The sequence below is a fragment of the Vibrio sp. CUB2 genome, assembly GCF_001557945.1.
Taxonomy (GTDB): Bacteria; Pseudomonadota; Gammaproteobacteria; order Enterobacterales; family Vibrionaceae; genus Vibrio; species Vibrio owensii.
Genome location: NZ_LNRB01000016.1, coordinates 25,193 through 52,189, shown reverse-complemented (window position 1 = coordinate 52,189; position 26,997 = coordinate 25,193). Strand labels below are relative to the sequence as shown.

22 protein-coding genes and 20 tRNA genes are annotated in these 26,997 nt (G+C 46.5%); 3 read left to right on the top strand and 39 right to left on the bottom strand.

The window, feature by feature from the left end:
* Positions 1-247: 247 nt before the first annotated feature.
* On the top strand, positions 248-1,498 hold the full coding sequence (gene glyA, locus ATB78_RS21535) for a serine hydroxymethyltransferase (RefSeq protein WP_005440106.1): 1,251 nt from the start codon (positions 248-250) through the stop codon (positions 1,496-1,498).
* Positions 1,499-2,032: 534 nt separating this feature from the next.
* Here glyA and lipA read toward each other — a convergent pair.
* The 12 genes from lipA to leuS all read right to left on the bottom strand — a co-directional run bounded on the left by lipA (position 2,033) and on the right by leuS (position 14,603).
* Positions 2,033-2,998 carry a lipoyl synthase gene (gene lipA, locus ATB78_RS21530; protein WP_005438574.1) on the bottom strand — a complete coding sequence of 322 codons (966 nt, stop codon included), beginning with the start codon at positions 2,996-2,998 and terminating at the stop codon, positions 2,033-2,035.
* Positions 2,995-3,657 (bottom strand): lipoyl(octanoyl) transferase LipB, encoded by a 663-nt coding sequence (lipB, locus tag ATB78_RS21525; protein ID WP_061010435.1) that lies wholly within the window; start codon positions 3,655-3,657, stop codon positions 2,995-2,997. Before lipB ends, lipA begins: the two co-directional genes overlap by 4 nt.
* A gap of 176 nt (positions 3,658-3,833) precedes the next feature.
* Complete coding sequence (gene ybeD / locus ATB78_RS21520) at positions 3,834-4,112, bottom strand: DUF493 family protein YbeD (protein ID WP_005384135.1); 279 nt, start codon at positions 4,110-4,112, stop codon at positions 3,834-3,836.
* Positions 4,113-4,238: 126 nt separating this feature from the next.
* Positions 4,239-5,417 (bottom strand): serine hydrolase, encoded by a 1,179-nt coding sequence (locus ATB78_RS21515; RefSeq protein ID WP_005438576.1) that lies wholly within the window; start codon positions 5,415-5,417, stop codon positions 4,239-4,241.
* A 92-nt stretch (positions 5,418-5,509) separates the two neighbouring features.
* Positions 5,510-6,313: a septal ring lytic transglycosylase RlpA family protein gene (locus ATB78_RS21510; protein ID WP_005438578.1), complete on the bottom strand. Its 804-nt coding sequence runs from the start codon at positions 6,311-6,313 to the stop codon at positions 5,510-5,512.
* A gap of 3 nt (positions 6,314-6,316) precedes the next feature.
* Positions 6,317-7,438, bottom strand: coding sequence for a rod shape-determining protein RodA (rodA, locus tag ATB78_RS21505; RefSeq protein ID WP_020196475.1), 1,122 nt, complete (start codon positions 7,436-7,438; stop codon positions 6,317-6,319).
* Complete coding sequence (gene mrdA, locus ATB78_RS21500) at positions 7,438-9,363, bottom strand: penicillin-binding protein 2 (protein ID WP_061010433.1); 1,926 nt, start codon at positions 9,361-9,363, stop codon at positions 7,438-7,440. Before mrdA ends, rodA begins: the two co-directional genes overlap by 1 nt.
* A 29-nt stretch (positions 9,364-9,392) precedes the next feature.
* Entirely contained in the window at positions 9,393-9,863 is a 471-nt protein-coding gene (rlmH, locus tag ATB78_RS21495) for a 23S rRNA (pseudouridine(1915)-N(3))-methyltransferase RlmH (protein WP_005447517.1), read from the bottom strand.
* A gap of 4 nt (positions 9,864-9,867) precedes the next feature.
* Positions 9,868-10,185: a ribosome silencing factor gene (gene rsfS, locus ATB78_RS21490; RefSeq protein ID WP_005425840.1), complete on the bottom strand. Its 318-nt coding sequence runs from the start codon at positions 10,183-10,185 to the stop codon at positions 9,868-9,870.
* 90 nt (positions 10,186-10,275) lie between these two features.
* Complete coding sequence (gene holA / locus ATB78_RS21485; protein ID WP_061010431.1) at positions 10,276-11,295, bottom strand: DNA polymerase III subunit delta; 1,020 nt, start codon at positions 11,293-11,295, stop codon at positions 10,276-10,278.
* Between the two features lie 5 nt (positions 11,296-11,300).
* The gene (gene lptE / locus ATB78_RS21480) at positions 11,301-11,858 is read right to left on the bottom strand and encodes an LPS assembly lipoprotein LptE (RefSeq protein ID WP_061010429.1); all 558 of its coding nucleotides are present in this window, start codon (positions 11,856-11,858) and stop codon (positions 11,301-11,303) included.
* A gap of 171 nt (positions 11,859-12,029) precedes the next feature.
* Complete coding sequence (leuS, locus tag ATB78_RS21475) at positions 12,030-14,603, bottom strand: leucine--tRNA ligase (protein ID WP_020196479.1); 2,574 nt, start codon at positions 14,601-14,603, stop codon at positions 12,030-12,032.
* A 155-nt stretch (positions 14,604-14,758) separates the two neighbouring features.
* Here leuS and ATB78_RS21470 point away from each other — a divergent pair, with 155 nt between their 5' ends.
* Positions 14,759-15,229 (top strand): zinc ribbon-containing protein, encoded by a 471-nt coding sequence (locus tag ATB78_RS21470; protein ID WP_061010427.1) that lies wholly within the window; start codon positions 14,759-14,761, stop codon positions 15,227-15,229.
* Positions 15,230-15,287: 58 nt separating this feature from the next.
* On the opposite strand, the gene lnt is transcribed toward ATB78_RS21470, so the two are convergent.
* From lnt to miaB, 5 genes are all read right to left on the bottom strand, one after another.
* A complete protein-coding gene (lnt, locus tag ATB78_RS21465) occupies positions 15,288-16,808 on the bottom strand; it encodes an apolipoprotein N-acyltransferase (RefSeq protein WP_061010426.1) in 1,521 nt (506 codons plus the stop codon).
* A 37-nt stretch (positions 16,809-16,845) separates the two neighbouring features.
* Complete coding sequence (gene corC / locus ATB78_RS21460; RefSeq protein WP_005438590.1) at positions 16,846-17,745, bottom strand: CNNM family magnesium/cobalt transport protein CorC; 900 nt, start codon at positions 17,743-17,745, stop codon at positions 16,846-16,848.
* A 106-nt stretch (positions 17,746-17,851) separates the two neighbouring features.
* A complete protein-coding gene (ybeY, locus tag ATB78_RS21455) occupies positions 17,852-18,316 on the bottom strand; it encodes an rRNA maturation RNase YbeY (protein ID WP_005425552.1) in 465 nt (154 codons plus the stop codon).
* A gap of 2 nt (positions 18,317-18,318) precedes the next feature.
* On the bottom strand, positions 18,319-19,416 hold the full coding sequence (locus tag ATB78_RS21450) for a PhoH family protein (RefSeq protein WP_005438593.1): 1,098 nt from the start codon (positions 19,414-19,416) through the stop codon (positions 18,319-18,321).
* 73 nt (positions 19,417-19,489) lie between these two features.
* Complete coding sequence (miaB, locus tag ATB78_RS21445; protein ID WP_005438595.1) at positions 19,490-20,914, bottom strand: tRNA (N6-isopentenyl adenosine(37)-C2)-methylthiotransferase MiaB; 1,425 nt, start codon at positions 20,912-20,914, stop codon at positions 19,490-19,492.
* Between the two features lie 258 nt (positions 20,915-21,172).
* Here miaB and ATB78_RS21440 point away from each other — a divergent pair, with 258 nt between their 5' ends.
* Complete coding sequence (locus tag ATB78_RS21440) at positions 21,173-22,348, top strand: 2-octaprenyl-3-methyl-6-methoxy-1,4-benzoquinol hydroxylase (protein ID WP_061010424.1); 1,176 nt, start codon at positions 21,173-21,175, stop codon at positions 22,346-22,348.
* A 154-nt stretch (positions 22,349-22,502) separates the two neighbouring features.
* Here ATB78_RS21440 and ATB78_RS21435 read toward each other — a convergent pair.
* From ATB78_RS21435 to pth, 22 genes are all read right to left on the bottom strand, one after another.
* Positions 22,503-22,587 (bottom strand) — tRNA-Leu (locus ATB78_RS21435).
* 54 nt (positions 22,588-22,641) lie between these two features.
* Positions 22,642-22,716: transfer RNA gene (locus tag ATB78_RS21430), tRNA-Gln, on the bottom strand.
* Between the two features lie 46 nt (positions 22,717-22,762).
* Positions 22,763-22,847 (bottom strand) — tRNA-Leu (locus ATB78_RS21425).
* A 54-nt stretch (positions 22,848-22,901) separates the two neighbouring features.
* Positions 22,902-22,976 (bottom strand) — tRNA-Gln (locus tag ATB78_RS21420).
* 47 nt (positions 22,977-23,023) lie between these two features.
* Positions 23,024-23,108, bottom strand: a tRNA-Leu gene (locus ATB78_RS21415).
* A gap of 53 nt (positions 23,109-23,161) precedes the next feature.
* A tRNA-Met gene (locus ATB78_RS21410) sits at positions 23,162-23,238 on the bottom strand.
* Positions 23,239-23,260: 22 nt separating this feature from the next.
* Positions 23,261-23,345: transfer RNA gene (locus ATB78_RS21405), tRNA-Leu, on the bottom strand.
* Between the two features lie 65 nt (positions 23,346-23,410).
* Positions 23,411-23,485, bottom strand: a tRNA-Gln gene (locus tag ATB78_RS21400).
* Between the two features lie 40 nt (positions 23,486-23,525).
* Positions 23,526-23,610 (bottom strand) — tRNA-Leu (locus tag ATB78_RS21395).
* A gap of 51 nt (positions 23,611-23,661) precedes the next feature.
* Positions 23,662-23,738 (bottom strand) — tRNA-Met (locus ATB78_RS21390).
* 41 nt (positions 23,739-23,779) lie between these two features.
* Positions 23,780-23,864, bottom strand: a tRNA-Leu gene (locus ATB78_RS21385).
* Positions 23,865-23,928: 64 nt separating this feature from the next.
* A tRNA-Gln gene (locus ATB78_RS21380) sits at positions 23,929-24,003 on the bottom strand.
* A 30-nt stretch (positions 24,004-24,033) separates the two neighbouring features.
* A tRNA-Leu gene (locus ATB78_RS21375) sits at positions 24,034-24,118 on the bottom strand.
* Between the two features lie 33 nt (positions 24,119-24,151).
* A tRNA-Gln gene (locus ATB78_RS21370) sits at positions 24,152-24,226 on the bottom strand.
* Positions 24,227-24,242: 16 nt separating this feature from the next.
* Positions 24,243-24,327 (bottom strand) — tRNA-Leu (locus ATB78_RS21365).
* A gap of 27 nt (positions 24,328-24,354) precedes the next feature.
* A tRNA-Leu gene (locus tag ATB78_RS21360) sits at positions 24,355-24,439 on the bottom strand.
* Between the two features lie 75 nt (positions 24,440-24,514).
* A tRNA-Met gene (locus ATB78_RS21355) sits at positions 24,515-24,591 on the bottom strand.
* Positions 24,592-24,671: 80 nt separating this feature from the next.
* Positions 24,672-24,746 (bottom strand) — tRNA-Gln (locus tag ATB78_RS21350).
* A 31-nt stretch (positions 24,747-24,777) separates the two neighbouring features.
* Positions 24,778-24,862: transfer RNA gene (locus ATB78_RS21345), tRNA-Leu, on the bottom strand.
* Positions 24,863-24,901: 39 nt separating this feature from the next.
* Positions 24,902-24,978: transfer RNA gene (locus ATB78_RS21340), tRNA-Met, on the bottom strand.
* A 284-nt stretch (positions 24,979-25,262) separates the two neighbouring features.
* Positions 25,263-26,354, bottom strand: a complete 1,092-nt coding sequence (gene ychF, locus ATB78_RS21335; RefSeq protein ID WP_009705656.1) for a redox-regulated ATPase YchF — start codon at positions 26,352-26,354, stop codon at positions 25,263-25,265.
* A gap of 10 nt (positions 26,355-26,364) precedes the next feature.
* Positions 26,365-26,955, bottom strand: coding sequence for an aminoacyl-tRNA hydrolase (gene pth, locus ATB78_RS21330; protein WP_005438598.1), 591 nt, complete (start codon positions 26,953-26,955; stop codon positions 26,365-26,367).
* Positions 26,956-26,997 lie beyond the last annotated feature (42 nt).

The following is a 26,997-nucleotide window of genomic DNA, read 5'->3' as shown; positions in this document are numbered from 1 at the left end:
GTTGTTTTACAGGGTGTAAAGCACAAATTTGACAGTTAGTGGATCTTGGTTAAACGATTGCAACATCGCCATGATAATCCTTACTTGTCATCATGAAAAAACTGCATGAGAAAAATTGTAAATTTCTCTTTATGACCTAGATCAAATTATGTAGAATGCGCGCCATTATGGTGATGAAAACGTTTGCGTTAGGTCATTCGTCGGTTTTTTTGCAACTTTCAGTACTAATCTGAGTCAGGAGATACAGATGCTTAAGCGTGATATGAACATCGCAGATTACGATGCGGAACTGTTCGCAGCTATCCAGGAAGAAACACTTCGCCAGGAAGAACACATTGAACTTATCGCTTCTGAAAACTACACAAGTCCACGTGTAATGGAAGCACAAGGTTCTCAGCTAACGAACAAATACGCTGAAGGCTACCCAGGCAAGCGTTACTACGGCGGTTGTGAGTACGTAGATAAAGCTGAAGCACTAGCAATTGATCGTGCATGCCAACTATTCGGCTGTGAGTACGCGAACGTACAGCCTCACTCAGGTTCTCAAGCAAACAGCGCAGTTTACATGGCGCTTCTAAACCCAGGCGACACAGTTCTAGGTATGAGCCTAGCGCACGGCGGTCACCTAACTCACGGTTCACCAGTAAACTTCTCTGGTAAGCACTACAACGTTATTCCTTACGGTATCGACGAAGCAGGTCAAATCAACTACGACGAGATGGAACAGCTAGCGCTTGAGCACAAGCCTAAGATGATCATCGGTGGTTTCTCTGCGTACTCACAAATCGTTGATTGGAAACGTATGCGTGAAATCGCAGACAAAGTTGACGCTTACCTATTCGTAGACATGGCACACGTTGCTGGTCTAATCGCTGCAGGCGAGTACCCAACACCAGTTCCACACGCTCACGTAGTAACAACGACTACACACAAAACGCTAGCGGGTCCTCGTGGCGGTCTTATCCTTTCTAATGAAGGTGAAGAGCTGTACAAGAAGCTGAACTCAGCAGTATTCCCTGGCGGTCAAGGTGGTCCTCTAATGCACGTTATCGCTGGTAAAGCTGTAGCGTTCAAAGAAGCGATGGAGCCTGAATTCAAAGCATACCAAGCTAACGTAGTGAAAAACGCGAAAGCAATGGTTGGTCAATTCCAAGAGCGTGGCTACAAGATCGTTTCTAACGGTACTGAAAACCACCTGTTCCTAGTTGACCTAATCGACAAAGACATCACTGGTAAAGATGCAGATGCAGCACTAGGTGCAGCAAACATCACAGTAAACAAGAACTCTGTTCCAAACGACCCACGCAGCCCATTCGTAACGTCTGGTATCCGTGTTGGTACGCCAGCAATTACTCGTCGCGGCTTCACTGAAGATGACGCGAAAGAGCTAGCAAACTGGATGTGTGACGTTCTAGATAACATCGGCAACGAAGAAGTTATCGAAGCAACAAAACAGAAAGTTCTAGAGATTTGTAAGCGTCTACCAGTTTACGCATAGTTCTCTGCGTAAATTCGCTTTTTTGAAAATAACTCAGGCGAACTCGTTCTATTTCTGCGATTCAGTTTGATTATTTGATTGATGAAAGGTCCTCATTCGAGGGCCTTTTTGTTTTTCTAGCGTATGGAAATATCAGCTTAGAGAGTACGTTGAAATGAGATTCCTGATATCGCCTAGGCTCTTCGGAATGACGAGCTTTGGTTTCTGAGAGACAAGTTGTTATATGTGGACGCTTGAGAGTATTTGAGTGGAAAACGAAAGTGATGATTAGACTCTGAAGATACTTTGAATTTACTCCAGAGCCAACTGCGTCATTCCCTACAAGCGAGGTACGAGCGGGATAGGGAATCTCTAATTGCCACTGTTGTCTAGAGTGCGCTGAAATCAGATTCCTGATATCGCTTAGGTTCTCTGAATGACGCGCTTTTGATTTGGGGAGATAGGTTCGTTATACGAGCGACAGTGGTTTATATTTAGCAGAGACAAAAAAAGGTTGGCACTGAGCCAACCTTTCTTTTCAAAACAAGCGAGTACTTATTTAATCTCAATACCTTGAGCCTGCATATCGGCATGGTAAGAAGAGCGAACAAATGGACCACACGCTGCGTGAGTGAAGCCAAGTTCTAGTGCGATTTCTTTTAGCTCGTCAAACTCTGAAGGTGGAACGTAACGTTCTACTGGTAAGTGGTGACGGCTTGGTGCTAGGTACTGACCAAGAGTCAACATAGTTACGCCATGTGCACGAAGGTCTTTCAGTACTTCAACGATCTCTTCTTTGGTTTCACCAAGACCCATCATTAGACCTGATTTCGTCGGTACATTTGGATGCTGCTCTTTGAATTTTTGCAGCAATTGAAGTGACCACTTGTAGTTCGCGCCTGGGCGAGCTTTACGGTACAGACGAGGTGCTGTTTCTAGGTTGTGGTTGAAGACATCTGGCGGGTTGTCTTTCATTAGATCAAGTGCCACATCCATACGACCACGGAAGTCAGGAACCAGCGTTTCAATCTTGATGTGCGGGTTCAGTTCGCGGATTTCGCGGTTACAGTTAGCAAAGTGCTCAGCACCGCCGTCACGCAAATCATCACGGTCAACAGAAGTGATTACTACGTACTTCAGTTTCATGTCTGCGATGGTTTTTGCTAGTTTCTTCGGCTCTTCAGCTTCAACAGCAAGCGGACGACCGTGGGCAACGTCACAGAATGGACAGCGGCGAGTACAGATCGCGCCTAGGATCATGAAAGTGGCCGTACCGTGGTTAAAACATTCAGCTAGGTTAGGGCAAGATGCTTCTTCACATACTGAGTGAAGGTTGTTCTTACGCATCGCCGATTTAATGTCTTGAATACGTTGGCTGTCTGCTGGTAGCTTGATTTTCATCCAATCAGGCTTACGTAGCACTTCTTTCTGCTCTGTAGGCATGTTCTTTACGGGAATCAATGCCATCTTGTCGGCGTCGCGGTATTTAACGCCTTTTTCCATCTGGATTGGTTTGCTCATGCTTTGTTACCTTGAGAAGGTGCTTCTGTGCTGAATTCTACTTGCTCGTAATCAAGCAAAGTAACGAGTTCTTGTATTAGTTGTTTTTCCACGGCTTCGATGTCTTCTGGCCCACCAACTTGGCTAACCTGAACCATCTCCATTCCTTCATAGCCACATGGGTTTATACGTAAAAACGGACCTAAGTCCATATTGACGTTCAACGCTAGACCATGGAATGAGCATCCTTTTCGAATACGAAGTCCGAGAGAACATATTTTTTTACCGTCGACATAAACGCCCGGAGCGTCAGGTCGCGCAGCAGAATCGATATTGTATGCCTTAAGAGTGTTAATAACGAGGTTCTCGATGTGCGTAACGAGATCTCGCACTCCTAATTTCTTGCGACGTAGGTTGATCAAGAAGTACGCGACTAATTGACCCGGGCCATGATAAGTCACCTGACCACCACGATCGCTTTGAACAACAGGAATGTCACCCGTATTAATCAGGTGCTCGGCTTTACCCGCCTGACCCTGTGTGAATACTGGGTTGTGCTCTACCAACCAAACTTCATCAGGCGTGTCGTCTGCGCGTTGGTCAGTGAACTCATGCATCGCCTTCCATACAGGCTCATAATCTTGGCGTCCAAGTCGTTTCACAACAAGTTGGTGTTGCATGGGAATTCCTGTCGCTAATAAATAAAGTTTTTGGATTATAAACCGGATGAACCCGATGCTCTACAGCTGAGTAACAGATTTTTAACTGAAAGATATGTTGGTTTGCATTATCTATATGATAAATAAAAAGAAAGCAGCCGAAGCTGCTTTCAAAAAAAATTTAATTTATCAAAAAATTATAGAACCATGCGTACGATGTCGATTTCACCCAGTTCTTTATAAAGGGTTTCAACCTGCTCGATAGACGTTGCAGTGATGTTGATAGACACCGAGTGGTAGTTGCCCTTAGCACTTGGTTTTACTGTTGGGCTGTAGTCACCTGGAGCATGGCGCTGGATAACTTCTAGAACTAGCTCTGGAAGCTCAGGCTTTGCATGACCCATTACCTTGTATGTAAATGAACAAGGGAACTCAAGCAGGTCTTTCAATTTTGCATCAGAGTTGATGGTTAGCATATCGGTAACTCCAGTTGGTATTCGTTGCGGTGCGAAATAGTACAGTCAAATTAGGGTGAACTCAAGATTAACAAAGCCGCCCTAGTTGGCGGCTTTGCAGACTTGTTTGTTGGTCAGAAGCGACTGTTAGAAGAAGCTCTTAAACAACAATACGATGTAGTCCCACATGCGGCTAAATAGGCTGCCTTGGTCTACTGTTTCCAGTGCCATTAGTGGGTACTCAGCAATATCTTCACCATCAATCTGATAGTATAGCTTACCAACTACATCACCTTTCTTAATTGGGGCTTCTAGCTCTTTTTCAAGTACGAAGCTTGCTTTTAGGTTCTTCGCTTCGCCGCGAGGTAGCGTCACGTAAGTATCTTGGTCAAGACCCAGTGCTACTGTGTCTTTGTTACCCATCCATACTTTTTCTTCTACGAAGGTTTCACCCGCTTTGTGTGGTGCTACTGTTTCGAAGAAACGGAAACCGTAGCTCAGTAGCTTTTTGCTTTCTGATTTACGTGCGTTCGCATCTTTTGTACCCATTACAACAGCAACCAGACGCATCTGACCTTCTGTTGCAGAACTTACTAGGCTGTAACCTGCATTGCTCGTGTGACCCGTTTTGATACCGTCAACGTTCATGCTCTTATCCCACAGTAGACCGTTACGGTTGTACTGAGTGATGCCGTTGTAAGTGAACTTCTTATCAGAGTAGATACGGTACTCGTCTGGCACGTCGCGGATCAGTGCTTTACCAAGCAGCGCCATATCGTAAGGCGTTGAGTATAGGTTCGGGTTGTCTAGACCGTGAACGTTCGCGAAGTGCGTGTTCTTCATGCCTAGTGTGTTTGCCCATGCGTTCATTAGATCAACGAATGCGTCTTCTGAGCCAGCAATGTGTTCTGCCATTGCCACACAAGCATCGTTACCTGATTGGATGATGATGCCGCGGTTTAGGTCGTGAACCTTAACCGTTGTGCCTACTTCGATAAACATTTTTGAAGAATCAGGGAAGTTTTTCGCCCAAGCATTCTTACTGATGGTCACATCATCGTCTTCTGAAATATTACCACGCGCTAGCTCTTGGCCAATTACGTAGCTGGTCATCATTTTTGTCAGACTAGCAGGAGACAATTTTGTGTTCATCTCTTTCTCAGCCAGAACTTTACCTGAGTTGTAATCCATAAGGACATAGCCTTTAGCTGCGATTTGAGGCGCATCTGGGACAACAACTGGTGAAGCAAAAGCAGATTGAGCGATGGTTGCAGATAGGGCAACCGAAGAAACGAGAATAGATTTCACAAACTTATTTTTATTCATGGTAATTCAAATTTTTTGGTTAACTGTCGACATCTTACCAGAATCCCCACTTATGTAAGAGGGGCTCTGCATAGAAAATCATGACACCAAGGTCATTTGCCAGTTTTGTGTTTTTTAATAAATGCGGACGAATAGCCGAGCAACTTTACTTTATCCAGAGTGGCTTGCGTCAGGGAATAGTCAGTATATGGACCCAACAACAAGCGATACGTATCTTTCGTTGATTCCAAGAAAGTTTCCGTATCCAGCTTTTGACCAAGCTCTTGGCCTAAAGTTCGCGCTCGATCTTCATATTTTGAAGAAGCAACTTGGATGACATATCTCGGGTGCGCAGCGAGTGACTTTTCATCGGTTGGTTTGTCTACCGTGATGACTTCAATCTCTACGTTCGCAGTACCGGTTTTTACGACATCTAGCTTATGTGCCGCGGCGTAGCTCAAATCAATGATGCGACCTTCGTGGAAAGGGCCACGGTCATTAACACGTACAACGGTTGATTTGCCATTGTCGGTATTAGTTACTTTCACGTAGCTTGGCAGTGGCAGCGTTTTGTGTGCCGCTGTCATCGAATACATGTCGTAGATTTCACCGTTCGATGTTAAGTGGCCTTGGAATTTCTTGCCGTACCAAGAGGCGCGGCCTTTTTCTGTAAAGCCTTTCGCATCGCGAACGATTTTGTAATCCGAACCGCGTAGGTTGTAATCGCTGTTACCGCCTAAGCTGTACGGCTCATATTTAGGATGCGCATCCTCAATGTGCTCGACCGAAAGTGGTTTGTCAGGAGCCACGTCGGATTCAAGTTCATAACGGCCTTCTTGTGTTTTTTGATCGGTAGACGAACAGCCGGCCAAAATCACAGCAGAGAAGACTAAGGAATATAAAGCGCGTTTTTGCATGGTCTAGGTTGCCTTAGAGAATGCTTTTCGATGCGTATGGATCGACATTAGAATGCCAAAACCAGCCATAAGCGTCACCATCGAGGTACCACCATAACTGATCAACGGTAAAGGTACGCCTACTACAGGTAGGATGCCACTCACCATGCCGATATTTACAAAAATATACACAAAGAAGCTGAGTACAATACTGCCTGCCATCATTCGACCAAACGCAGTTTGCGCTTGGCTAGCGAGGTAGAGACCTCGGCCAATAATAAATAGATAGATGGTTAGTAGGCAAAGAAATCCAATCATACCCCATTCTTCTGCAATTACTGCAAAGATAAAGTCAGTGTGTCGCTCTGGAAGGAATTCCAGTTGTGATTGAGTACCTTGCAACCAACCTTTGCCGGAAATACCACCAGAGCCAATCGCGATTTTACTTTGGATAATGTGGTAGCCCGCACCAAGTGGATCTGATTCTGGGTTAAACAGAGTACGTACGCGAACTTTTTGGTATTCGCGCATCAAGAAGAACCACAGAATAGGAATGAAACCACCGAGTGCGATTGCAGCACCCGCAATGATCTTCCAACTGATACCTGCCAAGAAGATAACGAAAATACCGGAAGCGGCAATCAGAATCGACGTACCTAAATCGGGCTGTTTTGCGATAAGAATGGTCGGTAAACACACCATGATCAGCGCGACGATGAGTGTTTTGAATGTCGGCGGAAGTGGTTGGCGGCCGATGTAACGCGCGACCATTAATGGCACCGCGAGTTTGAGAAGTTCGGAAGGTTGGAATCGAACGAAGCCAAGGTTCAGCCAGCGCTGAGCACCTTTGGAGGCTTCCCCAAAAAACAGCACACCAAACAGCAGAACCACACCACCAACAAACATCAATGGGGCAAGGCTTTCATAGGTTCTGGGCGAGATTTGCGCCAGAACGATCATCACAACCAAAGACAGCACCATACGCATAGCTTGGCGATCCATCATCGCCAAGCTTTGGCCACTTGCGCTGTACATAATAACTAGGCCAAAGCCCATCAATGCAAAGATGCCGAGCAATAACGGCAAATCGATATGGAAGCGTTCAAACAGGGCGCGGTTTTTACCTGTAGAGGGATCCATTTTCATTACTGCGTTACCTCTTCTTTCGCGTTGTTTTGCTCTTCATCAGGTTCTATTTTTTCAGGGCCGATAATCACTCGGTCGAAGATCTTTCTCGCGACTGGCGCACCGTTACTTGAACCACCACCGGCGTTTTCTAGTACAACTGATACCACAACTTCGGGGTCTTCAAATGGGGCAAAGCCAGTGAACAAGGCGTGGTCGCGTAGGTGTTCGGCGACTTCATCGGCGTTGTACTCTTCGTCTTCACCAAGGCCAAAGACCTGAGCCGTACCAGACTTACCTGCGGTTTGGTAATCCATATTGTAGAAAGAGCGACGAGCGGTGCCTTTCGTACCATGGTTTACTAAACGCATGCCTTCTTTCGCCATATTCCAGTACTTGTCTGGCACATTTTGAATCGGTGGGTAGGTGACGTATTCCGAATTTTCTTGCTCTTCGAAATCACCACCATTATCGATGGTAGCTTTCAATAAGTGAGGAGCGGTCACTGCCCCTTCGTTGACCAGTACTGAGGTTGCTTTGGCAATCTGCATTGGCGTTGCTGTCCAGTAACCTTGACCGATACCAACCGGAATCGTGTCACCCTTGTACCAAGGCGTTTTATGACGAGCCATCTTCCATTCACGAGTCGGCATGTTGGCCTTACTTTCTTCGTAAATATCGATGCCCGTGTAGTCACCAAAACCAAACATCATCATCCAATTCGAGATGCGGTCGATGCCCATGTCATAAGCCACTTGGTAGAAGAAGGTATCTACGGACTCTTCAATCGATTTAATGATATCAACGCGGCCATGGCCCCAACGTAACCAGTCACGGAATGGACGAGTGTCTGAATTTGGAATGCGCCAGTAACCCGGGTCATTACGCGTTGTTTTTGGTGTGATAACCCCTTCTTCCAGCGCTGCCACTGCCATAAATGGCTTGATGGTTGAGGCGGGTGGATAGATACCTAGTGTCGTTCGGTTGACCAATGGACGATTCTTATCGTTCAGTAGAGCGCGGTATGCTTTGCCAGAAATACCGTGAACGAACGCGTTCGGGTCGTAACTTGGGCTCGATACCATCGCAAGTACGCCGTTGTCTCTTGGATCAAGTACGACAGCACTGCCACGTCGACCATCAAGCAGTTGGTGTACGTAGAGCTGTAGGTTGATATCAAGGTTCAATACGATGTCTTTACCGGGAATCGGTGGCACGTACTTTAAGGTGCGGATCACGCGGCCACGACTGTTGACTTCAACTTCTTGGTAGCCCGCAGTTCCGTGCAATAAATCCTCGTAGTACTTTTCAATACCTAACTTACCGATGTCACGAGTCGCTTGGTAGTTGGCATCTTTCTCTTCACGGATCAGACGCTGCATATCGCGATCGTTAATGCGCGATACGTAGCCGATAACGTGGGTTAGAACTTCACTGAATGGATAATAGCGTTTCAGTGTTGCGCTGATTTCTACACCGGGGAATCGGTATTGATTTACCGAGAAGATAGCCACTTGGCTTTCATCTAATTGAGTCAGTAATGGTACCGATTTGAAGCGGCGAGTACGCTTGCGCTCACGATGAAAACGCTCGACCTGTTCTGGCGTGATCTCAAGGATGGTTTGTAGCTCTTTGATCGTACCGTCAATGTCTTTGATTTTTTCTGGAGTCAGTTCCAGGTTGAAGACAGGGCGGTTTTCAGCGAGCAAAATACCGTTGCGGTCATAGATAAGACCACGGTTAGGTGCAATTGGCACCACTTTGATGCGGTTGTCGTTAGAACGGGTTTGGTAGTCTTGGAACTGGTTCACCTGAATGTTGTACATGTTGGTGACCAGCAAGCCCATCAAAATGATGATACCCAGAAAAGCAAAAATAGCGCGACTAGAAAATAGGCGCGCTTCTGCTTGGTAATCTCGAATTTGACTGCGGCGTTTACGAATCATTAACGCTTGTCTCTACAGCTTAGTAGCGATTATTCGCGGTGGTAAGGGTGGTTAGCAGTAATGCTCCACGCTCGGTATAAACTTTCCGCCATCACGATACGCACAAGTGGGTGCGGTAGCGTCAGGGCTGACAGTGACCAACTTTGGTCTGCAGCGGCTTTACATGCTGGAGCTAAACCTTCAGGGCCACCGATCAGAATCGATACGTCACGTCCATCGAGTTTCCACGCTTCCAATTGCTCTGCCAGTTGTGGTGTGTCCCACTTTTTGCCCGGGATATCTAGGGTGACAATTCGCGCACCTTTCGGTACGGCTGCCAACATCGCTTCGCCTTCTTTTTGCAAGATACGCGCGATGTCTGCATTTTTGCCGCGTTTGCCCGCAGGGATTTCAACCAACTCGAGTGGCATATCGTGTGGGAAACGACGACGGTATTCTTGAAAACCTTCTTCGACCCATTTTGGCATTTTTGTGCCGACGGCAATTAGTTGAATTTTCAAACGATTAACCCCAGAGTTTTTCTAGTTGGTATAGCTCGCGGTGCTCTTCTTGCATCACGTGAAGCATTGCGTCACCCATATCTAGGACAACCCATTCGCCTTCATTTTCGCCTTCCATACCTAGCGGCTCTAGACCTGCTTTCTTCACTTCAGATGCGACGTGATCAGCGATAGATGAAACGTGACGCTTAGACGTACCAGTACAAATGATCATGTAATCTGTCACGCTTGATTTGCCTTCTACATCTAGAATAACAATCTCTTCCGCTTTCATGTCGTCGGCTTTATCGGCTAAAAAGTCTTTAAGTTCTTCGCGAAGCACTCGGTTTTCCTCGGTATTTTCTTTTCTGTCTGTGGGCGTTTTGAATAATGGTTATCAAAACTGGTCGCGCACTATATCACGCTTTGAATTTTAAATTGCCAGCTTAATATCAGGAGAGCAGGTTTCTAAGCTCAACTGGTGGATCGTTGGCCACACAGATTCATCATATTGGGTTTTGGCTTTTATCTCGGCGTGCGCCAAAAGAGATAAAAGCGCGCAAATTCGTGAGGCTGACAGACGAGTCAGCGCAGCATTGTAGAGTGGGCGTTTGTTTTGCCACACTCGATGCTTTTCAAACACCTGACTCATGCCCATTTGGGTTAAGTCACGGTGCATATTCAGTAGTTGGTTGAACTCTTTTTGGACACTACGGATCAGCATAACGGTTTCTACGCCTTCTGCTTCCAGTTGGCGCAGAATACGCTGGGCACGGTTGCCTTTGCCTGCAAGCAGAGCATCAATCCAGTGGAACGTTGTAAAGTGGTTATGGCGGCTCAGAGCCTCTTCTAAGCGTACAACGGTCAGTTCACCATCAGGATAGAGTAGAGCAAGTTTCTCTAAACTTTGCGATAGCGCGAACAAATTACCTTCGTGCCACTGTGCCAACATTTGCAGTGATTGTTGGTCTGCTTTTAGTCCTAAAGCTCGGCAACGTGCTTGGACGAACATTGGTAGACGCTGTAAATCCGGCGTTAAGCAGCTTACCCAATCGCCTTTGCCGCTCAGAGCTTTAAACCATTTTGCGTTCTCTTGCGCTTTGGTCAGCTTGCTACCCACAACCACAAGCATGATGTCGTCATGCAGCATTTCGCATAGGTTGACCAGCTCTTTACTGATCGCTGCGTTAGCTCCTGCCTCTGGCAGCTCCAGTTCAATGAGCTGACGGCTAGAGAATAGGCTTAGCGCTTGGAAGCAGTCGTACACTTGATTCCAATCTAAGCTGGCATCGACAGCAAAACGGTGTCTTTCTTCAAAGCCTTGTTGACGAGCCATGTTTTGGATCGTTTGACGGCTTTCTTGAATCAACAGAGGTTCATTACCAAAGATCAGGTAAACCTGCTTAATGTGTTTCGCTAGATGGTCAGCCAGCTTGTCGGCAAAAATTCGCATTCTGATTAAGAGTTAGTGTTCGTAGAGTTAGCGTTTGTCGCTTCAGGATCAACGTGACCTTGTTCGTATTCCGCTCGAACACGACCAAGCTGACGCATCATTTGGCTCGCCGCTTGTTGACGCATTTCGTCCTCGATAACGTCACGTTCTACCGATTTTGCTAGTGCAGTTAGCGGGTTGTCTAGGTAGTTACGGTTTACCGTTGTCGTAAAGTTTTTTGCACCGAAGCCTGGAATGGTCACGCGGTATTGCACTACGTAAGTCAGCTCTTTTTCTGCAGCACGGCTGTTTTGATACAGAGATAGCGTGCGCTCGTCGATGGTTGCTTCAATGAGATGCAGGTTTGGTGTGTTCGAAGATGGTTGAACCAAGTCGACTTTATTCAATTCAAGTTGATCGCGGATGTAGCGCGTCAATGGGCTGTATTCGTCGTAGCTCGTGAAAGACATTGTGTGCAGTTCTTCCGGAACGGAGTACTCACCACGAAGGTGAAAACCACAGGCAGAAAGAAGCCCCGCTAATACCAATACCACTGGCAGTTTAATCAAAGAGAAAAAGCGCATTGATTGTATTCATCCTAAATTGAAGGGGTTATTTACCTTAAACCACTCGACGTGAATGGTTTGAGGTAAATAAACAGGGTGATGACTCACCCTGTTAAAAGACTCATGCCGAACGAATAAGTTCGCTCGGCGTTGAGCTTTTGCAAGCTGCGTTTCGTTAATAGCGAGAGGCTAGTTTGCAACGATGTTCAATAGTTTACCTGGTACGTAAATGACTTTACGGATAGTTAGGCCATCTAGGAACTTCTTCGCGTTCTCATCGTTTAGACCAAGCTCACGAACTTGCTCTTCTGAAGCGTCAGCAGCAACAATTAGTTTCGCACGTAGCTTACCGTTGATCATTACAACGATAGTCTTCTCGTCTTCAACCAGTGCTTTCTCGTCAAACGTTGGCCAAACTGCGTTGTCGATGTCTGATTCACCTAGCGCAGTCCATAGCTCGTATGAGATGTGCGGAGTGATTGGGTAAAGCATTGCAACTACGGCTTTAAGTGCTTCATCAAGGATCGCACGATCTTGCGCTGACTCTTGAGGCGCTTTCGCAAGCTTGTTCATCAGTTCCATGATAGCGGCAATCGCAGTGTTGAATGTTTGACGACGAGCGATATCGTCAGTCACTTTTGCGATAGTCTTATGAACGTCGCGACGTAGCGCTTTTTGGTCACCAGAAAGTGCAGCTGTATCAACAGACTCAGCAGCGCCTTTTGAAGCGTGAGTGTTAACCAGTTTCCAAACACGTTTCAGGAAGCGGTTAGCACCTTCTACGCCAGACTCTTGCCACTCAAGTGTCATGTCTGCTGGTGAAGCAAACATCATGAATAGACGTACCGTGTCAGCACCGTACTTGTCTACCATCTCTTGTGGGTCGATGCCGTTGTTCTTAGACTTAGACATCTTGATCATGCCTGAGTGTTCAACGTTGCGACCTTCGTTGTCAGTAGCAGAAGTGATGCGACCTTTACCGTCACGCTCAACTTTAACGTCAGTTGGAGCAACCCATTCTTTACCGCCTTTCTCGTTCTCAAAGTAGAACGCGTCTGCTAGTACCATGCCTTGACACAGTAGTTGTTTGAACGGTTCGTCAGACGTTACGTAGCCTGCATCACGTAGCAGTTTGTGGAAGAAGCGAGAGTACAATAGGTGCATACAAGCGTGCTCGATACCACCGATGTACTGGTCTACTGGTAGCCAGTAGTTTGCTTTTTCTGGATCTAGGATGTCGTCAGCTTGTGGTGAACAGTAACGTGCGTAGTACCAAGAAGACTCCATGAACGTATCGAACGTGTCAGTCTCACGTAGAGCAGGTTCGCCGTTGAAGGTTGTCTTCGCCCATTCTTTGTCTGCTTTGATTGGGCTTGTTACGCCGTCCATTACCACGTCTTCTGGAAGAATGACTGGTAGTTGGTCAGCTGGTACTGGGTGAACTTCACCGTCTTCAGTCGTTACCATAGGGATTGGCGCACCCCAGTAACGTTGACGAGATACACCCCAGTCACGTAGACGGAAGTTTACTGTCTTCGTGCCTTTGCCTTCTGCTTCTAGCTTCGCTGCGATTGCATCGAATGCTGCTTGGAATTCTAGACCGTCAAATTCACCTGAATCGAACAGTACACCTTTCTCTGTGTATGCCGCTTCAGAAACGTCTAGCTCGCTGCCATCAACTGGCTTGATAACAGGCACGATATCTAGACCGTACTTAGTTGCGAATTCGAAGTCACGTTGGTCGTGTGCAGGTACTGCCATTACAGCGCCTGTACCGTAGTCCATCAATACGAAGTTTGCTACGTAAACAGGAACTTCACGGCCGTTCAATGGGTGAATAGCAGTAAGGCCTGTAGCCATACCTTTCTTCTCCATTGTCGCCAATTCAGCTTCTGCTACTTTAGTGTTTTTACACTCTTCGATGAACGCTGCTAGTTCTGGGTTGTTCTCTGCTGCGATAGCCGCTAGAGGGTGGCCTGCTGCGATACCAACGTAAGTCACGCCCATTAGTGTGTCTGGACGTGTTGTATAAACTTCTAGGTCTTGTTGACCCTTAACTTCAAACTTAAGCTCAACACCTTCAGAACGACCGATCCAGTTGCGCTGCATGGTTTTCACCATTTCTGGCCAACCTTCAAGTTTGTCTAGGTCGTCCAGCAGCTCTTGAGCGTATTCTGTGATCTTGATGAACCACTGAGGAATTTCTTTTTGCTCTACTGGAGTGTCACAACGCCAGCAGCAGCCGTCTTCAACCTGCTCGTTTGCAAGAACAGTTTGGTCGTTTGGACACCAGTTAACAGAAGAAGTCTTTTTGTAAACCAGACCTTTCTCGTAAAGCTTAGTGAAGAACTCTTGTTCCCAACGGTAGTACTCAGGTGTACATGTTGCGAATTCACGGTTCCAATCGTAACCAAAGCCAAGAAGCTTAAGTTGGTTCTTCATGTATTCGATGTTTTCGTAAGTCCAAGGTGCAGGCGCGGTGTTGTTTTTAACCGCTGCGTTTTCTGCAGGTAGACCAAACGCATCCCAACCGATTGGTTGCATTACGTTTTTGCCTTGTAGGCGTTGGAAACGAGATACTACGTCACCGATGGTGTAGTTACGCACGTGACCCATGTGCAGTCGGCCACTTGGGTATGGGAACATGGATAGACAGTAGAATTTTTCTTTGTTTGGGTCTTCACTTACAACAAAGGTCTTGTTGTCATCCCAGTGCTTTTGAACTTTCTGTTCAAGGTCTTGTGGATTGTATTGTTCTTGCATCGATGGTATCCGGTTATCTTGGAATTTGTGAGTTCGGTTAGAACAGACTTAAATAGATCGTCATAGAATACCTAAAGCTAGGGATCACAACAATAGCCAATCTATACCCATGCGCCTTGAAGTGACGCTTGGTAGTGGAAAGATGGAGGTCAGTTATGCCTAAACGTAAAGCAGGTTATGAGGAAATGCTCGAGGATGTGATTGAAGCCTTGAAGCACAGTCCGGATGAAGTTAACAAAGTATTCGAAACGTCGGGCAAAGTAGTGGATGCTGCCAACGACATGACCAAAGACGAACTCTCACTGATATCCGCCTATGTAAAAGCCGATTTAAAAGAGTTCTCCGACAATTATGAAGAAGGTAAGAGTGGGCCTTTCTATCTCACGATTGCTGATTCAATTTGGCAAGGTCTGCTCGATATTACCGATCGAACCAAAGTGGAATGGGTCGAGCTCTTTGATGATTTGGAGCATCAAGGGCTTTATGAAGCGGGCGAGGTGATTGGCCTTGGTACTTTAGTCTGTGACGAATGTGGTCATAAGACGACATACAACCACCCAACCGTGATCATTCCATGCATCAAGTGCAATCATACTGGCTTTAGTCGTCAGTCACTCAAGCCATAACGTTTGTAGTTGAAAGAACAAAGAATAAAAAAGAGGCCCTAGAGCCTCTTTTTTGCGTTTATGACTTTTTCTTTCTTGGTAACCACCAAGCAAGTAGCAAGCTCAGCGCCGACCAAATGTACAGCGGCCAAGTGCCGACAACACGGTATGGTGTTTGTCCATCAGTTGGAACAAGTTCTGCACGAAGTACGGCGGTTTCAAACTGAGGGATTTGCTCAATGATTTTACCTTTATGGTCGGTTACTGCTGTTACGCCGTTATTGGTCGAACGAATAAGTGGCTTACCAAGCTCAAGAGCACGCATACGCGCGATTTCCATGTGTTGCAATGGACCAATCGAATGACCAAACCACGCGTCGTTAGACAGCGTTAGGATGAAATCAGTATCGTCAGTGACGTTTTGGCGTACTTGTTCGCTGAAGATGATCTCGTAGCACAGTGCTGGGTCCATGTGCTTACCGTTCGCCACGATATTTGGCTGAACAAAGTCACCACGACTGAACGATGACATCGGTAAGTTGAAGAATGGTGCTAGTGGACGCAGTACATCTTCAAACGGAACAAACTCACCAAATGGTAATAGGTGGTGTTTGTGGTAGCGCTTATCCATATCAAAGCTGTAGTCGCCGTATGGATTCACACCCAGCGATAGAATGCTGTTGTAAAACTGGCCGTCTTCACCTTGGTTCACGACACCAGTAATGATGGCGCTGTTGTTCATCTTCGCGGCGGCATCGATGTTTCTTAGGAAAGATGGTACTTCGATTTCAAACGCAGGAATGGCAGCCTCTGGCCAGACAATGATGTCCGCATCCCAGTTTTCACGAGTCAGGTCTGCGTACTTCATGATGGTTGGCCAACGTTGGCTCGGTAACCATTTTAGATTTTGGTCAACGTTACCTTGGATCAGAGCCACTTTGGTGGTGTCTTCAACACGAGGGGTTACCCAGTCGTATTGGCGAATACCAAAGCCCGCACTTAATAGCACTGCAGGGATGACGATCATCAACCACTGTTTGTGAACCCAAGCGTAAGCGAGTGCACCGGCGCTGATCATAATGAATAGCGTTAGAAGCTCTACGCCACCAATAGGGGCGAAGCTTGCGAAAGGCGCGTCGATTTGGCTGTAGCCAAGCCATAGCCAAGGGAACCCTGTCATCACCCAACCACGCAGCCAATCAGTAACTAGCCATAACGCTGGAGTTGCTAGAAGGGCTTTGCTTATCGTGAATTCAGGGAAGAATTTATTGCTGAGCCAAGCAAACAGGCCGGTGTAAACCGACAGGTAAGCGATCAGTAGACCCATTAGGAAGACGTTTGCAATCAGCGGCATACCGCCAAAGCCAGCAATGCTGACGTAAACCCAACTTACACCCGTGGCGAATTGTCCTAAACCCCATGCATAACCGATCCAAAGCGCTCGCTTAGGTGACTGGTTTGCAAGAAGAATAAGTAGGATAGCAGGGCTGAGTATGGCGATTGGCCATAACTGGTAAGGGGCAAATGCTAGGGTAGTGGAGGCGCCAACAAAAGCGGCCACTAAGGGCCGCTTGAGGCGATGAAAGAGTACATTCATCATTATATTTTTCTGATATTCCCGTTGTTAGGGTATCGCGTTACTCTTGAGTGGCTTCAACCAGCGTTTCTTCGTCTGGAATCGTCACTTGTAGTTGAATGACACGACGGTTGTCGGCAGCCGTTACTTTGAAGCTGTATGCATCAATTTCTACGACTTCGCCACGCGATGGTAGGTGACCAAAAGCAGTCATTACCATGCCGCCAACGGTATCCACTTCTTCATCGCTGAAGTTGGTACCGAATGTCTCATTAAACTCTTCAATGGTTGTCAGAGCTCTGACAGCAAACGTGTGTTTGCTTAGCTTACGGATATCGGTTTCTTCATCGTCATCGAACTCATCTTCAATATCCCCTACGATTTCTTCAAGGATATCTTCGATAGTCACGAGACCAGAAACGCCACCGAATTCATCGACAACAATCGCCATGTGATAACGTTCTTCACGGAACTCTTTCAACAGACGGTCGACACGTTTACTTTCCGGTACAACCACTGCTTGTCGAATTACTTCTTCGATATCAAATGGGTTACTGCCTGAGCCCAAGTATTTGAGTAAGTCCTTCGCTAGTAGAATGCCTTCCACATGGTCTTTATCTTCGCTGATCACAGGGTAGCGAGAGTGTTGAGCATCAGTAATTAGCGCGATCAAAGTATCAAGATCGTCTGTGCGCTCAACGGTAACCATTTGCGAACGCGGGATCATGATGTCACGCACGCGCATTTCGGAGATTTCCATAACACCTTCAAGCATGTCGCGGGTGTCGTGGTCAATCAGGTCATTAATTTCAGAGTCGCGGATTACATCTACAAGCTCTTGGCGGTCTTTTGGTTCGCCTTGAAATAGTTGACCTAGACGTTCAAAGAAGGACTTTCTACTCGGACCTTCTGCCTTTTCTTTCTTGCCTTCATTAGAAGAGGGAGAATTATCTTCGTTCATTGTTTCTCAATTAAGTAACGCTATCAGATGTGTGATAGCTCACATAGAAAGACGAGCACGAGATGGTTATCTGGGTGGTTCGCCTTTCCCTGTCGAGCAACCAAAGTTACTCTTTTTCAGCAATATACGGGTCTTCGTAACCCATACCTTGCATGATTTCTGTCTCGAGGGATTCCATCTCTTCAGCTTCATCATCCTCGATATGGTCATAACCTAGCAGATGCAAGCTGCCATGTACAACCATATGCGCCCAATGTGCTAGTAGAGGCTTGTTCTGCTCTACTGCCTCTTTTTCAACAACTTGGCGACAGATAATCAAATCGCCCAGTAGATCCATCTCCATACCTGGTGGTACTTCGAATGGGAAAGACAGCACATTGGTCGGCTTGTCTTTACCACGGTATTCGTGGTTTAGCTCGTGACTTTCTTGCTCGTCGACAATACGAATCGTCAGTTCCGCTTGTGGTTGGAAAAGAGGAATAGTCTTATCTAGCCACAATTGGAAATCTTGCTCAGAAGGTAAGCCTTCTTCATTTTCGACTGCCAGTTGCAAATCAAGTTCAATTGCCATGGTTATTCCTTAGTTGCCGCGACTTGTGCGCTCAGTTCTGCTTTGGCTGCTTCTAGCAGTTTGGCATCACGTTCTTCACGACGGCGTTTTTCAAACTCTTTACGTTCTTTCTGGTCTTGCGCTTCCCACTTCTCATAGGCGTTAACGATACGAGCAACCACTGGGTGGCGCACTACGTCGTCAGCTTGGAAGAAGTTAAAGCTGATGTCGTCAACTTCGCTCAGTACTTCAATTGCATGACGAAGACCCGATTTTGCACCACGAGGCAAGTCAATCTGAGTGACGTCACCGGTGATAACTGCGCGAGAGTTGAAGCCGATACGCGTTAGGAACATCTTCATCTGCTCGACGGTGGTGTTTTGGCTCTCATCAAGAATGATGAAGGCGTCGTTTAGAGTACGACCACGCATGTAAGCAAGAGGTGCTACCTCAATCACGTTACGTTCAATCAGCTTTTCTACGCGCTCAAAGCCCAGCATTTCAAATAGGGCGTCGTACAGAGGACGTAGGTAAGGGTCGACTTTCTGGCTCAAATCACCAGGTAGGAAGCCCAGTTTCTCACCCGCTTCAACCGCAGGACGAGTAAGTAGAATACGACGGATCTCTTGGCGCTCTAGTGCGTCAACGGCTGCTGCAACCGCTAGGTAAGTTTTACCTGTACCTGCAGGACCGATACCGAAAGTGATATCGTGCGTCACCATGTTCATCAGGTATTGACCCTGATTTGGTGTACGAGGCTTGATCACGCCTTTCTTAGTTTTTACGAAGACTTCTTTACCGTGTTCGATGTTCGACTCGGTATTTTGCTCCAGCACACCTGATTCTTTGATCGCCAGATGGATCTGCTCTGGTTCGATATCAGGCGTTTCGCCGCGGACAGGAGCGGTGTCTACATAAAGGGTTTTCAGAATATCCAGCGCAGCTGCTGCGGTATGAGGTTTACCGACAATGGTGAAAAGGTCGCTACGGTGGTTAATTTCAACGCCTAGACGACGTTCTAAATGCTTGATGTTGTCATCGAATGGACCGCACAGGCTTGCTAGTCGGCGGTTGTCTGAAGGTTCTAGATTGATTTCTAGCGTTACGATTTTATTGCTCAATGTTGCCTCTCATTTTATGCCATTTAACGAGAGCCTGATAACGACCAGGCTCTCAATGGCTATTTGTACGAGCTTATGGCGTAAAAGTAGCTACACCTAGCTCATCTTCGCGACGCGTTTTCGCCATCATTTGCGTTGGTGAAATCACGCTACGAAGGTCCATGTCTTTTTCTGTACGTACTAGCTCACCACGTAGTGAGTTAGCAAATACATCCGTAATCTTCACGTCAACGAACTGACCGATTAGGTCTGCGCTACCTTCAAAGTTTACTACACGGTTGTTTTCTGTACGAGCACGAAGCTCCATTAGGTTCTTCTTAGAAGGACCTTCAACCAGAACGCGTTGCTCAGTGCCTAGCATTAGACGAGAGTAGCGCATTGCTTGTGCGTTTACGGTTTGTTGTAGTTCGTATAGACGCTCTTTCTTCACTTGCTCTGATAGGTCACAAGGGTAGTCTGCCGCTGGCGTACCTGGACGTGGAGAGAAGATGAAGCTGAAGCTCATGTCAAAGTCTACGTCTTTGATTAGCTTCATTGTGTCTTGGAAATCTTTGTCTGTTTCACCAGGGAAACCAACGATAAAGTCTGAACTGATTTGGATATCAGGACGTGCTTTACGCAGTTTACGGATGATCGACTTGTACTCAATCCCAGTGTGAGGACGTTTCATCATAGTCAGCACTCGGTCACTACCACTTTGTACTGGTAGGTGAAGGAAGCTCACTAGTTCAGGTGTGTCTTCGTATACTGCGATGATGTCATCAGTAAACTCTAATGGGTGGCTTGTTGTAAAGCGGATACGATCAATACCATCGATAGACGCAACCAAACGAAGCAGTTCTGCAAATGAACAGATTTCACCGTCGTGCATAGGACCACGGTACGCGTTTACGTTTTGACCCAGTAGGTTTACTTCACGTACGCCTTGATCTGCTAGCTGAGCGATTTCGAACAGTACGTCATCCATTGGACGGCTTACTTCTTCACCACGAGTGTACGGTACAACACAGTAAGTACAGTACTTAGAACAGCCTTCCATAATAGAAACGAATGCTGTTGCGCCTTCAGCACGAGGCTCAGGTAGACGGTCGAACTTTTCGATTTCTGGGAATGAAATGTCCATTACTGGTGCTTCATCCGATTGAGATTGTTTGATCATCTCAGGAAGACGGTGAAGAGTTTGTGGACCAAAAATTACATCAACGTATGGAGCACGCTGACGGATGTGATCACCTTCTTGAGTTGCTACACAACCACCTACGCCGATAACTACGCCAGGCTTTTTATCTTTTAGTGTCTTCCAACGGCCAAGCTGGTGGAAAACTTTCTCTTGCGCTTTTTCACGGATCGAACAGGTGTTAAGTAGAAGTACGTCTGCTTCCTCTGGCTCTTCGGTCAGCTCATAGCCGTTTGCAGCATTAAGCAGGTCGGCCATTTTTGATGAATCGTATTCGTTCATCTGGCAGCCCCAGGTTTTAATTAGCAGTTTCTTACTCATCTCACTTTCGCTCGTTCAGTTGTTCTTAAATCGGAGAGCTATTGCTCAAATTATAGCCGCCATCTCGGCGGTAAGCGGCGTATTGTACTGCTTTAAAAAGCACCTGACTAGTGATCTGACAAATTCTCTGCAAACCCTGATGAAATCTAGTTTTTTGCCCTATATACAGCAAGGTTTTTTGTTAAACAATTTTGTAAAAATAGCCACGGAACGTACAATTAAAAAACGCCAATTAATCAATATGATGAAGAGCAAAAAATGAACAAGTATGACATCGCCGTAATCGGTGGCGGCATGGTCGGGGCAGCGGTGGCTGTTGGCTTTGCCAAGCAAGGCAGAAGCGTTGTAGTGGTAGAAGGTGCTGAGCCAAAGGCGTTTGAGGCTTCTCAAGCGTTGGATATTCGCGTTTCTGCGATTTCTCATCAGTCAGTGAAGCTACTTGATTCATTAGGTGCATGGTCAGCAATTGAGAGCATGCGAGTGTGTCCTTATCGCCGCTTGGAAACGTGGGAACACCCAGAGTGCCGTACTCGTTTTCATTCTGATGAGCTGTCATTGGAGCAGTTAGGATACATTGTTGAAAACCGCCTAATCCAACTAGGCCTTTGGCAAACTTTCGCACAATACGACAACTTAACGGTGATGTGCCCAGAGCGACTAAAAGACATTGAATTTTCCGAGGTTAACCGTATAACACTAGAAAGTGGTGAGCAGTTTGAAGCGAGTTGGGTGATTGGTGCCGATGGCGCGAACTCAAAAGTCCGTCAATTAGCGGGTATTGGCGTAACCGCATGGGATTACCGTCAACACTGCATGCTGATCAACGTGAAAACCGAATTTCCTCAACAAGACATCACTTGGCAGCAATTTACTCCATCAGGCCCACGCTCGTTCTTGCCACTATGCTCATTAACTGAAGATGGCAAAGAAGTAGGGCAGGGCTCGTTGGTGTGGTATGACTCGCCAAAACGCATTAAGCAATTGTGCGCGATGACCAAACCTCAGCTAACAGAAGAGATCCTACGTCATTTCCCTGCTGAACTGGGTGGTGTCGAGGTTTTACAGTTTGGCTCATTCCCATTGACTCGCCGTCATGCTCAAAGTTATTCAAACAAGAATTGCGTATTAGTGGGCGATTCTGCTCATACAATTAACCCACTTGCTGGGCAAGGCGTGAATCTTGGCTTCAAGGATGTTGATGTGCTGCTTTCAGTGACGGATCAGCAAGAGCAACTTAATAATTCATTACTCGCCAAGTATGAGCGCGCGCGTCGACCAGATAACTTGCTAATGCAAACGGGCATGGATGTGTTCTACAAAGGCTTTAGTAATGATTTAGGGGCACTGAAGTTCGCTCGTAATGCGGCATTAAAGTTGGCGGAAAACTCAGGGCCGATTAAAGCACAAGTATTGAAGTACGCATTGGGTATGTAAGTCTGGATACCGTTAAGCGTCAGGTAGAAAAGCAATAGATAGAAAAAAAGCGAGCCATGAGCTCGCTTTTTTAATTCGATAAATCAGAGATCTACCGAGTCCAGAATCGGAAAAAAGAAAAAACCCAGCAAATTAATGCTGGGTTTTTCAATCATGGTGCGGTCGGAGAGACTTGAACTCTCACACCTTGCGGCGCCAGAACCTAAATCTGGTGCGTCTACCAATTCCGCCACGACCGCATCGTATTTTTTAGTCACTAAGGTAATTGGTATAACCTTAACAACGTTTTGTAATGGCAGGGCTACCTGGATTCGAACCAGGGAATGGCGGCATCAAAAGCCGCTGCCTTACCGCTTGGCGATAGCCCTACAAGTCTTAGTCTTTCAACTAAGTGCTTTCCATTTAAGGAAAGTATGGTGCGGTCGGAGAGACTTGAACTCTCACACCTTGCGGCGCCAGAACCTAAATCTGGTGCGTCTACCAATTCCGCCACGACCGCATCGTGTTTTTTAGTTACTAAGGTGATTGGTATAACCTTAACAACGTTTTGTAATGGCAGGGCTACCTGGATTCGAACCAGGGAATGGCGGCATCAAAAGCCGCTGCCTTACCGCTTGGCGATAGCCCTACAGGTCTTAGTCTTTCAGCTAAGTGCTTTCCATTTAAGGAAAGTTATGGTGCGGTCGGAGAGACTTGAACTCTCACACCTTGCGGCGCCAGAACCTAAATCTGGTGCGTCTACCAATTCCGCCACGACCGCGCTTTAACGCTTCTGATCAATAGTCTTAAGTATAAACTATTTATCGGAATAAATGGTGGCTACGACGGGATTCGAACCTGTGACCCCATCATTATGAGTGATGTGCTCTAACCAGCTGAGCTACGTAGCCAACAATATGTTTTTAATTAAGATGGTGCGGTCGGAGAGACTTGAACTCTCACACCTCGCGGCGCCAGAACCTAAATCTGGTGCGTCTACCAATTCCGCCACGACCGCATCTTAATTGTTGTTATTGAGAGAATTGGTAAAACCTCAATAACATCCCTTTAAAGGGAGAATAATGGCAGGTCTACCTGGATTCGAACCAGGGAATGGCGGCATCAAAAGCCGCTGCCTTACCGCTTGGCGATAGACCTACGGGGCGATAGTCAAAAGACATATCAAATTAGAAAAGTATGGTGCGGTCGGAGAGACTTGAACTCTCACACCTTGCGGCGCCAGAACCTAAATCTGGTGCGTCTACCAATTCCGCCACGACCGCGACTTTTCTAAATCATCTAGGAAATTGGTAAAACCTAGACAATAAAATAAATGGTGGCTACGACGGGATTCGAACCTGTGACCCCATCATTATGAGTGATGTGCTCTAACCAGCTGAGCTACGTAGCCAACAATATGTTTTAACAACATATGTATTCTTTTAATTAAGATGGTGCGGTCGGAGAGACTTGAACTCTCACACCTTGCGGCGCCAGAACCTAAATCTGGTGCGTCTACCAATTCCGCCACGACCGCGTCTTAATTGTTGTTATCGAGAGAATTGGTAAAACCTCAATAACGTCCCTTTTAAGGGAAAATATGGCAGGGCTACCTGGATTCGAACCAGGGAATGGCGGCATCAAAAGCCGCTGCCTTACCGCTTGGCGATAGCCCTACATTGCTCTAATAAAAGAGACTTTAATTATGGTGCGGTCGGAGAGACTTGAACTCTCACACCTTGCGGCGCCAGAACCTAAATCTGGTGCGTCTACCAATTCCGCCACGACCGCATAACTACTGAGTAAACTCAATAATTAAAATAGTGGCAGGTCTACCTGGATTCGAACCAGGGAATGGCGGCATCAAAAGCCGCTGCCTTACCGCTTGGCGATAGACCTGCAGGCAATAAATATATGGTGCGGTCGGAGAGACTTGAACTCTCACACCTTGCGGCGCCAGAACCTAAATCTGGTGCGTCTACCAATTCCGCCACGACCGCATATATTTATTTAGTTTCGATTCAAGATGGTGCGGTCGGAGAGACTTGAACTCTCACACCTTGCGGCGCCAGAACCTAAATCTGGTGCGTCTACCAATTCCGCCACGACCGCATCTTGAAATCTATTAACCATTAGTTAATTGGTAAAAACTAATCGTTGAATTTTTTTCTTTCATTAAAGAAAGAATGGTGGCTACGACGGGATTCGAACCTGTGACCCCATCATTATGAGTGATGTGCTCTAACCAGCTGAGCTACGTAGCCATCTTTTTGAGCGAGACAATATAAACCTTCACGCTCTAAGTGACAACCCTTTTTCTTAAAGGAATCTCACTTTGGAATAATGGCAGGTCTACCTGGATTCGAACCAGGGAATGGCGGCATCAAAAGCCGCTGCCTTACCGCTTGGCGATAGACCTGCAGGCAGTAGTATTTCTACTACTTAAAACATGGTGCGGTCGGAGAGACTTGAACTCTCACACCTTGCGGCGCCAGAACCTAAATCTGGTGCGTCTACCAATTCCGCCACGACCGCATCTATTCCTAACTATTCTAATAAAAGAATGTTTAGGAATGGTGGCTACGACGGGATTCGAACCTGTGACCCCATCATTATGAGTGATGTGCTCTAACCAGCTGAGCTACGTAGCCATTACCATGTTTTTCGTTCTCGTCGCTAAGTTGCCTTGTTGTCGGGAACGGCGCGCATTATGCGAAGTTGAGTGAGATCCGTCAACAGTTTTTTTCAATAAATCCCGCAAAATCCATCGTTCGCTTCCTTTTTAAACAAAGAGGCGCGTTTATGATCTAAAACTGGAAATAAATTGGCTTGGAGCGAGGGAGTTTATTTTCTGTTGTTTATGAAAGGTATAAAAAAAACCAGCACTACGGCTGGCTTTTTATGTAAATGAAGTGTTTAAAATTCATTCACTTAATTATACGTTGAAGCGGAAGTGTACAACATCACCATCTTTAACGATGTATTCTTTACCTTCTAGACGCCATTTACCTGCATCTTTCGCACCGCTTTCACCGTTGCATTGGATGAAATCGTCGTAACCAACAACTTCTGCACGGATGAAGCCTTTTTCAAAGTCAGTGTGGATCTTCGCTGCAGCTTTTGGCGCAGTTGCACCAACAGGGATTGTCCATGCACGAACTTCTTTCACGCCAGCTGTGAAGTAAGTTTGTAGGTTTAGCAGTTCGTAACCCGCGCGGATAACACGGTTTAGACCTGGTTCTTCGATACCAAGATCAGCTAGGAACTCTTCACGCTCGTCGTCTTCTAGTTCAGCCATCTCTGATTCGATCGCTGCACATACAGGAACAACAACGTTGTTTTCTTTGGCTGCAAACTCACGTACTGCGTCTAGGTACGCGTTGTCTTCAAAACCATCTTCGTTCACGTTAGCGATGTACATAGTTGGTTTTAGCGTCAGGAAGTTTAGGTAGCCAATTGCTGCTAGTTCTTCTTTCGTAAGCTCAACAGTACGCGCCATGCCACCTTCCGTTAGGATAGGAAGCAGTTTTTCTAGAACCGTTAGTTCGAATTTTGCGTCTTTATCGCCGCCTTTTGCTTTCTTAGCGTTACGCTGAATCGCGCGCTCACAAGAATCAAGGTCAGCCATTGCTAGCTCAAGGTTGATAACTTCAATATCTTCGATTGGAGATACTTTACCTGCAACGTGAACGATGTTGTCGTTTTCGAAACAACGTACAACGTGGCCGATTGCGTCAGTTTCACGGATGTTCGCTAGGAATTTGTTACCTAGACCTTCACCGCGAGATGCACCTGCAACTAGACCAGCGATGTCTACGAATTCCATTGTAGTAGGCAGAACTTTCTGTGGGTTAACGATCTTTGCTAGAGCATCTAGACGTAGATCTGGCACAGGAACCACACCAGTGTTTGGTTCAATGGTACAGAACGGGAAGTTTGCTGCTTCAATACCCGCTTTAGTTAGTGCGTTAAACAGAGTTGATTTACCAACGTTAGGAAGACCAACGATGCCACATTTAAAACCCATGATAGTAACCTTATTCAGCTTTGAACGTGTGGAGGCGATTTTGTGCTTTTGATAGACCATCCTTAATTAGGATATCTAGACATCGCACTGACTCGTCAGCTGCGGCGTCTAGTAGCTCTTGCTCTTTTGCTGGAGCTTTGCCTAGTACAAAACCTGCCACTTTATCTTTGTGTCCCGGATGGCCGATGCCGATACGAAGACGATAAAAATCTTTGTTATTGCCCAGTTTGCTAATCGTGTCACGCAGGCCATTATGGCCACCGTGACCGCCACCTTTCTTAAACTTAGCGACACCTGGCGGTAAGTCTAGCTCGTCATGAGCAACCATGATCTCTTCTGGCTTAATTTGGTAAAACTTCGCGAGTGCTGCGATCGCCTTGCCAGATAGGTTCATGAAGGTGGTTGGGATTAGCAAACGGAGATCCTGGCCATTGACCATAATGCGTCCTGTTAGGCCAAAGAACTTTGGTTCGTTCTTCAGGGTAACGTTGTGAACGCGAGCTAATTCTTCTACAACCCAAGCGCCCGCATTGTGGCGAGTTTTGGCGTATTCTGGTCCCGGATTAGCAAGACCAACAAGAAGTTTGATTGGTTGAGTCAAGGTTAGGATCTCTCTGGAATCTCAAAAAGCGCAGTATGATAG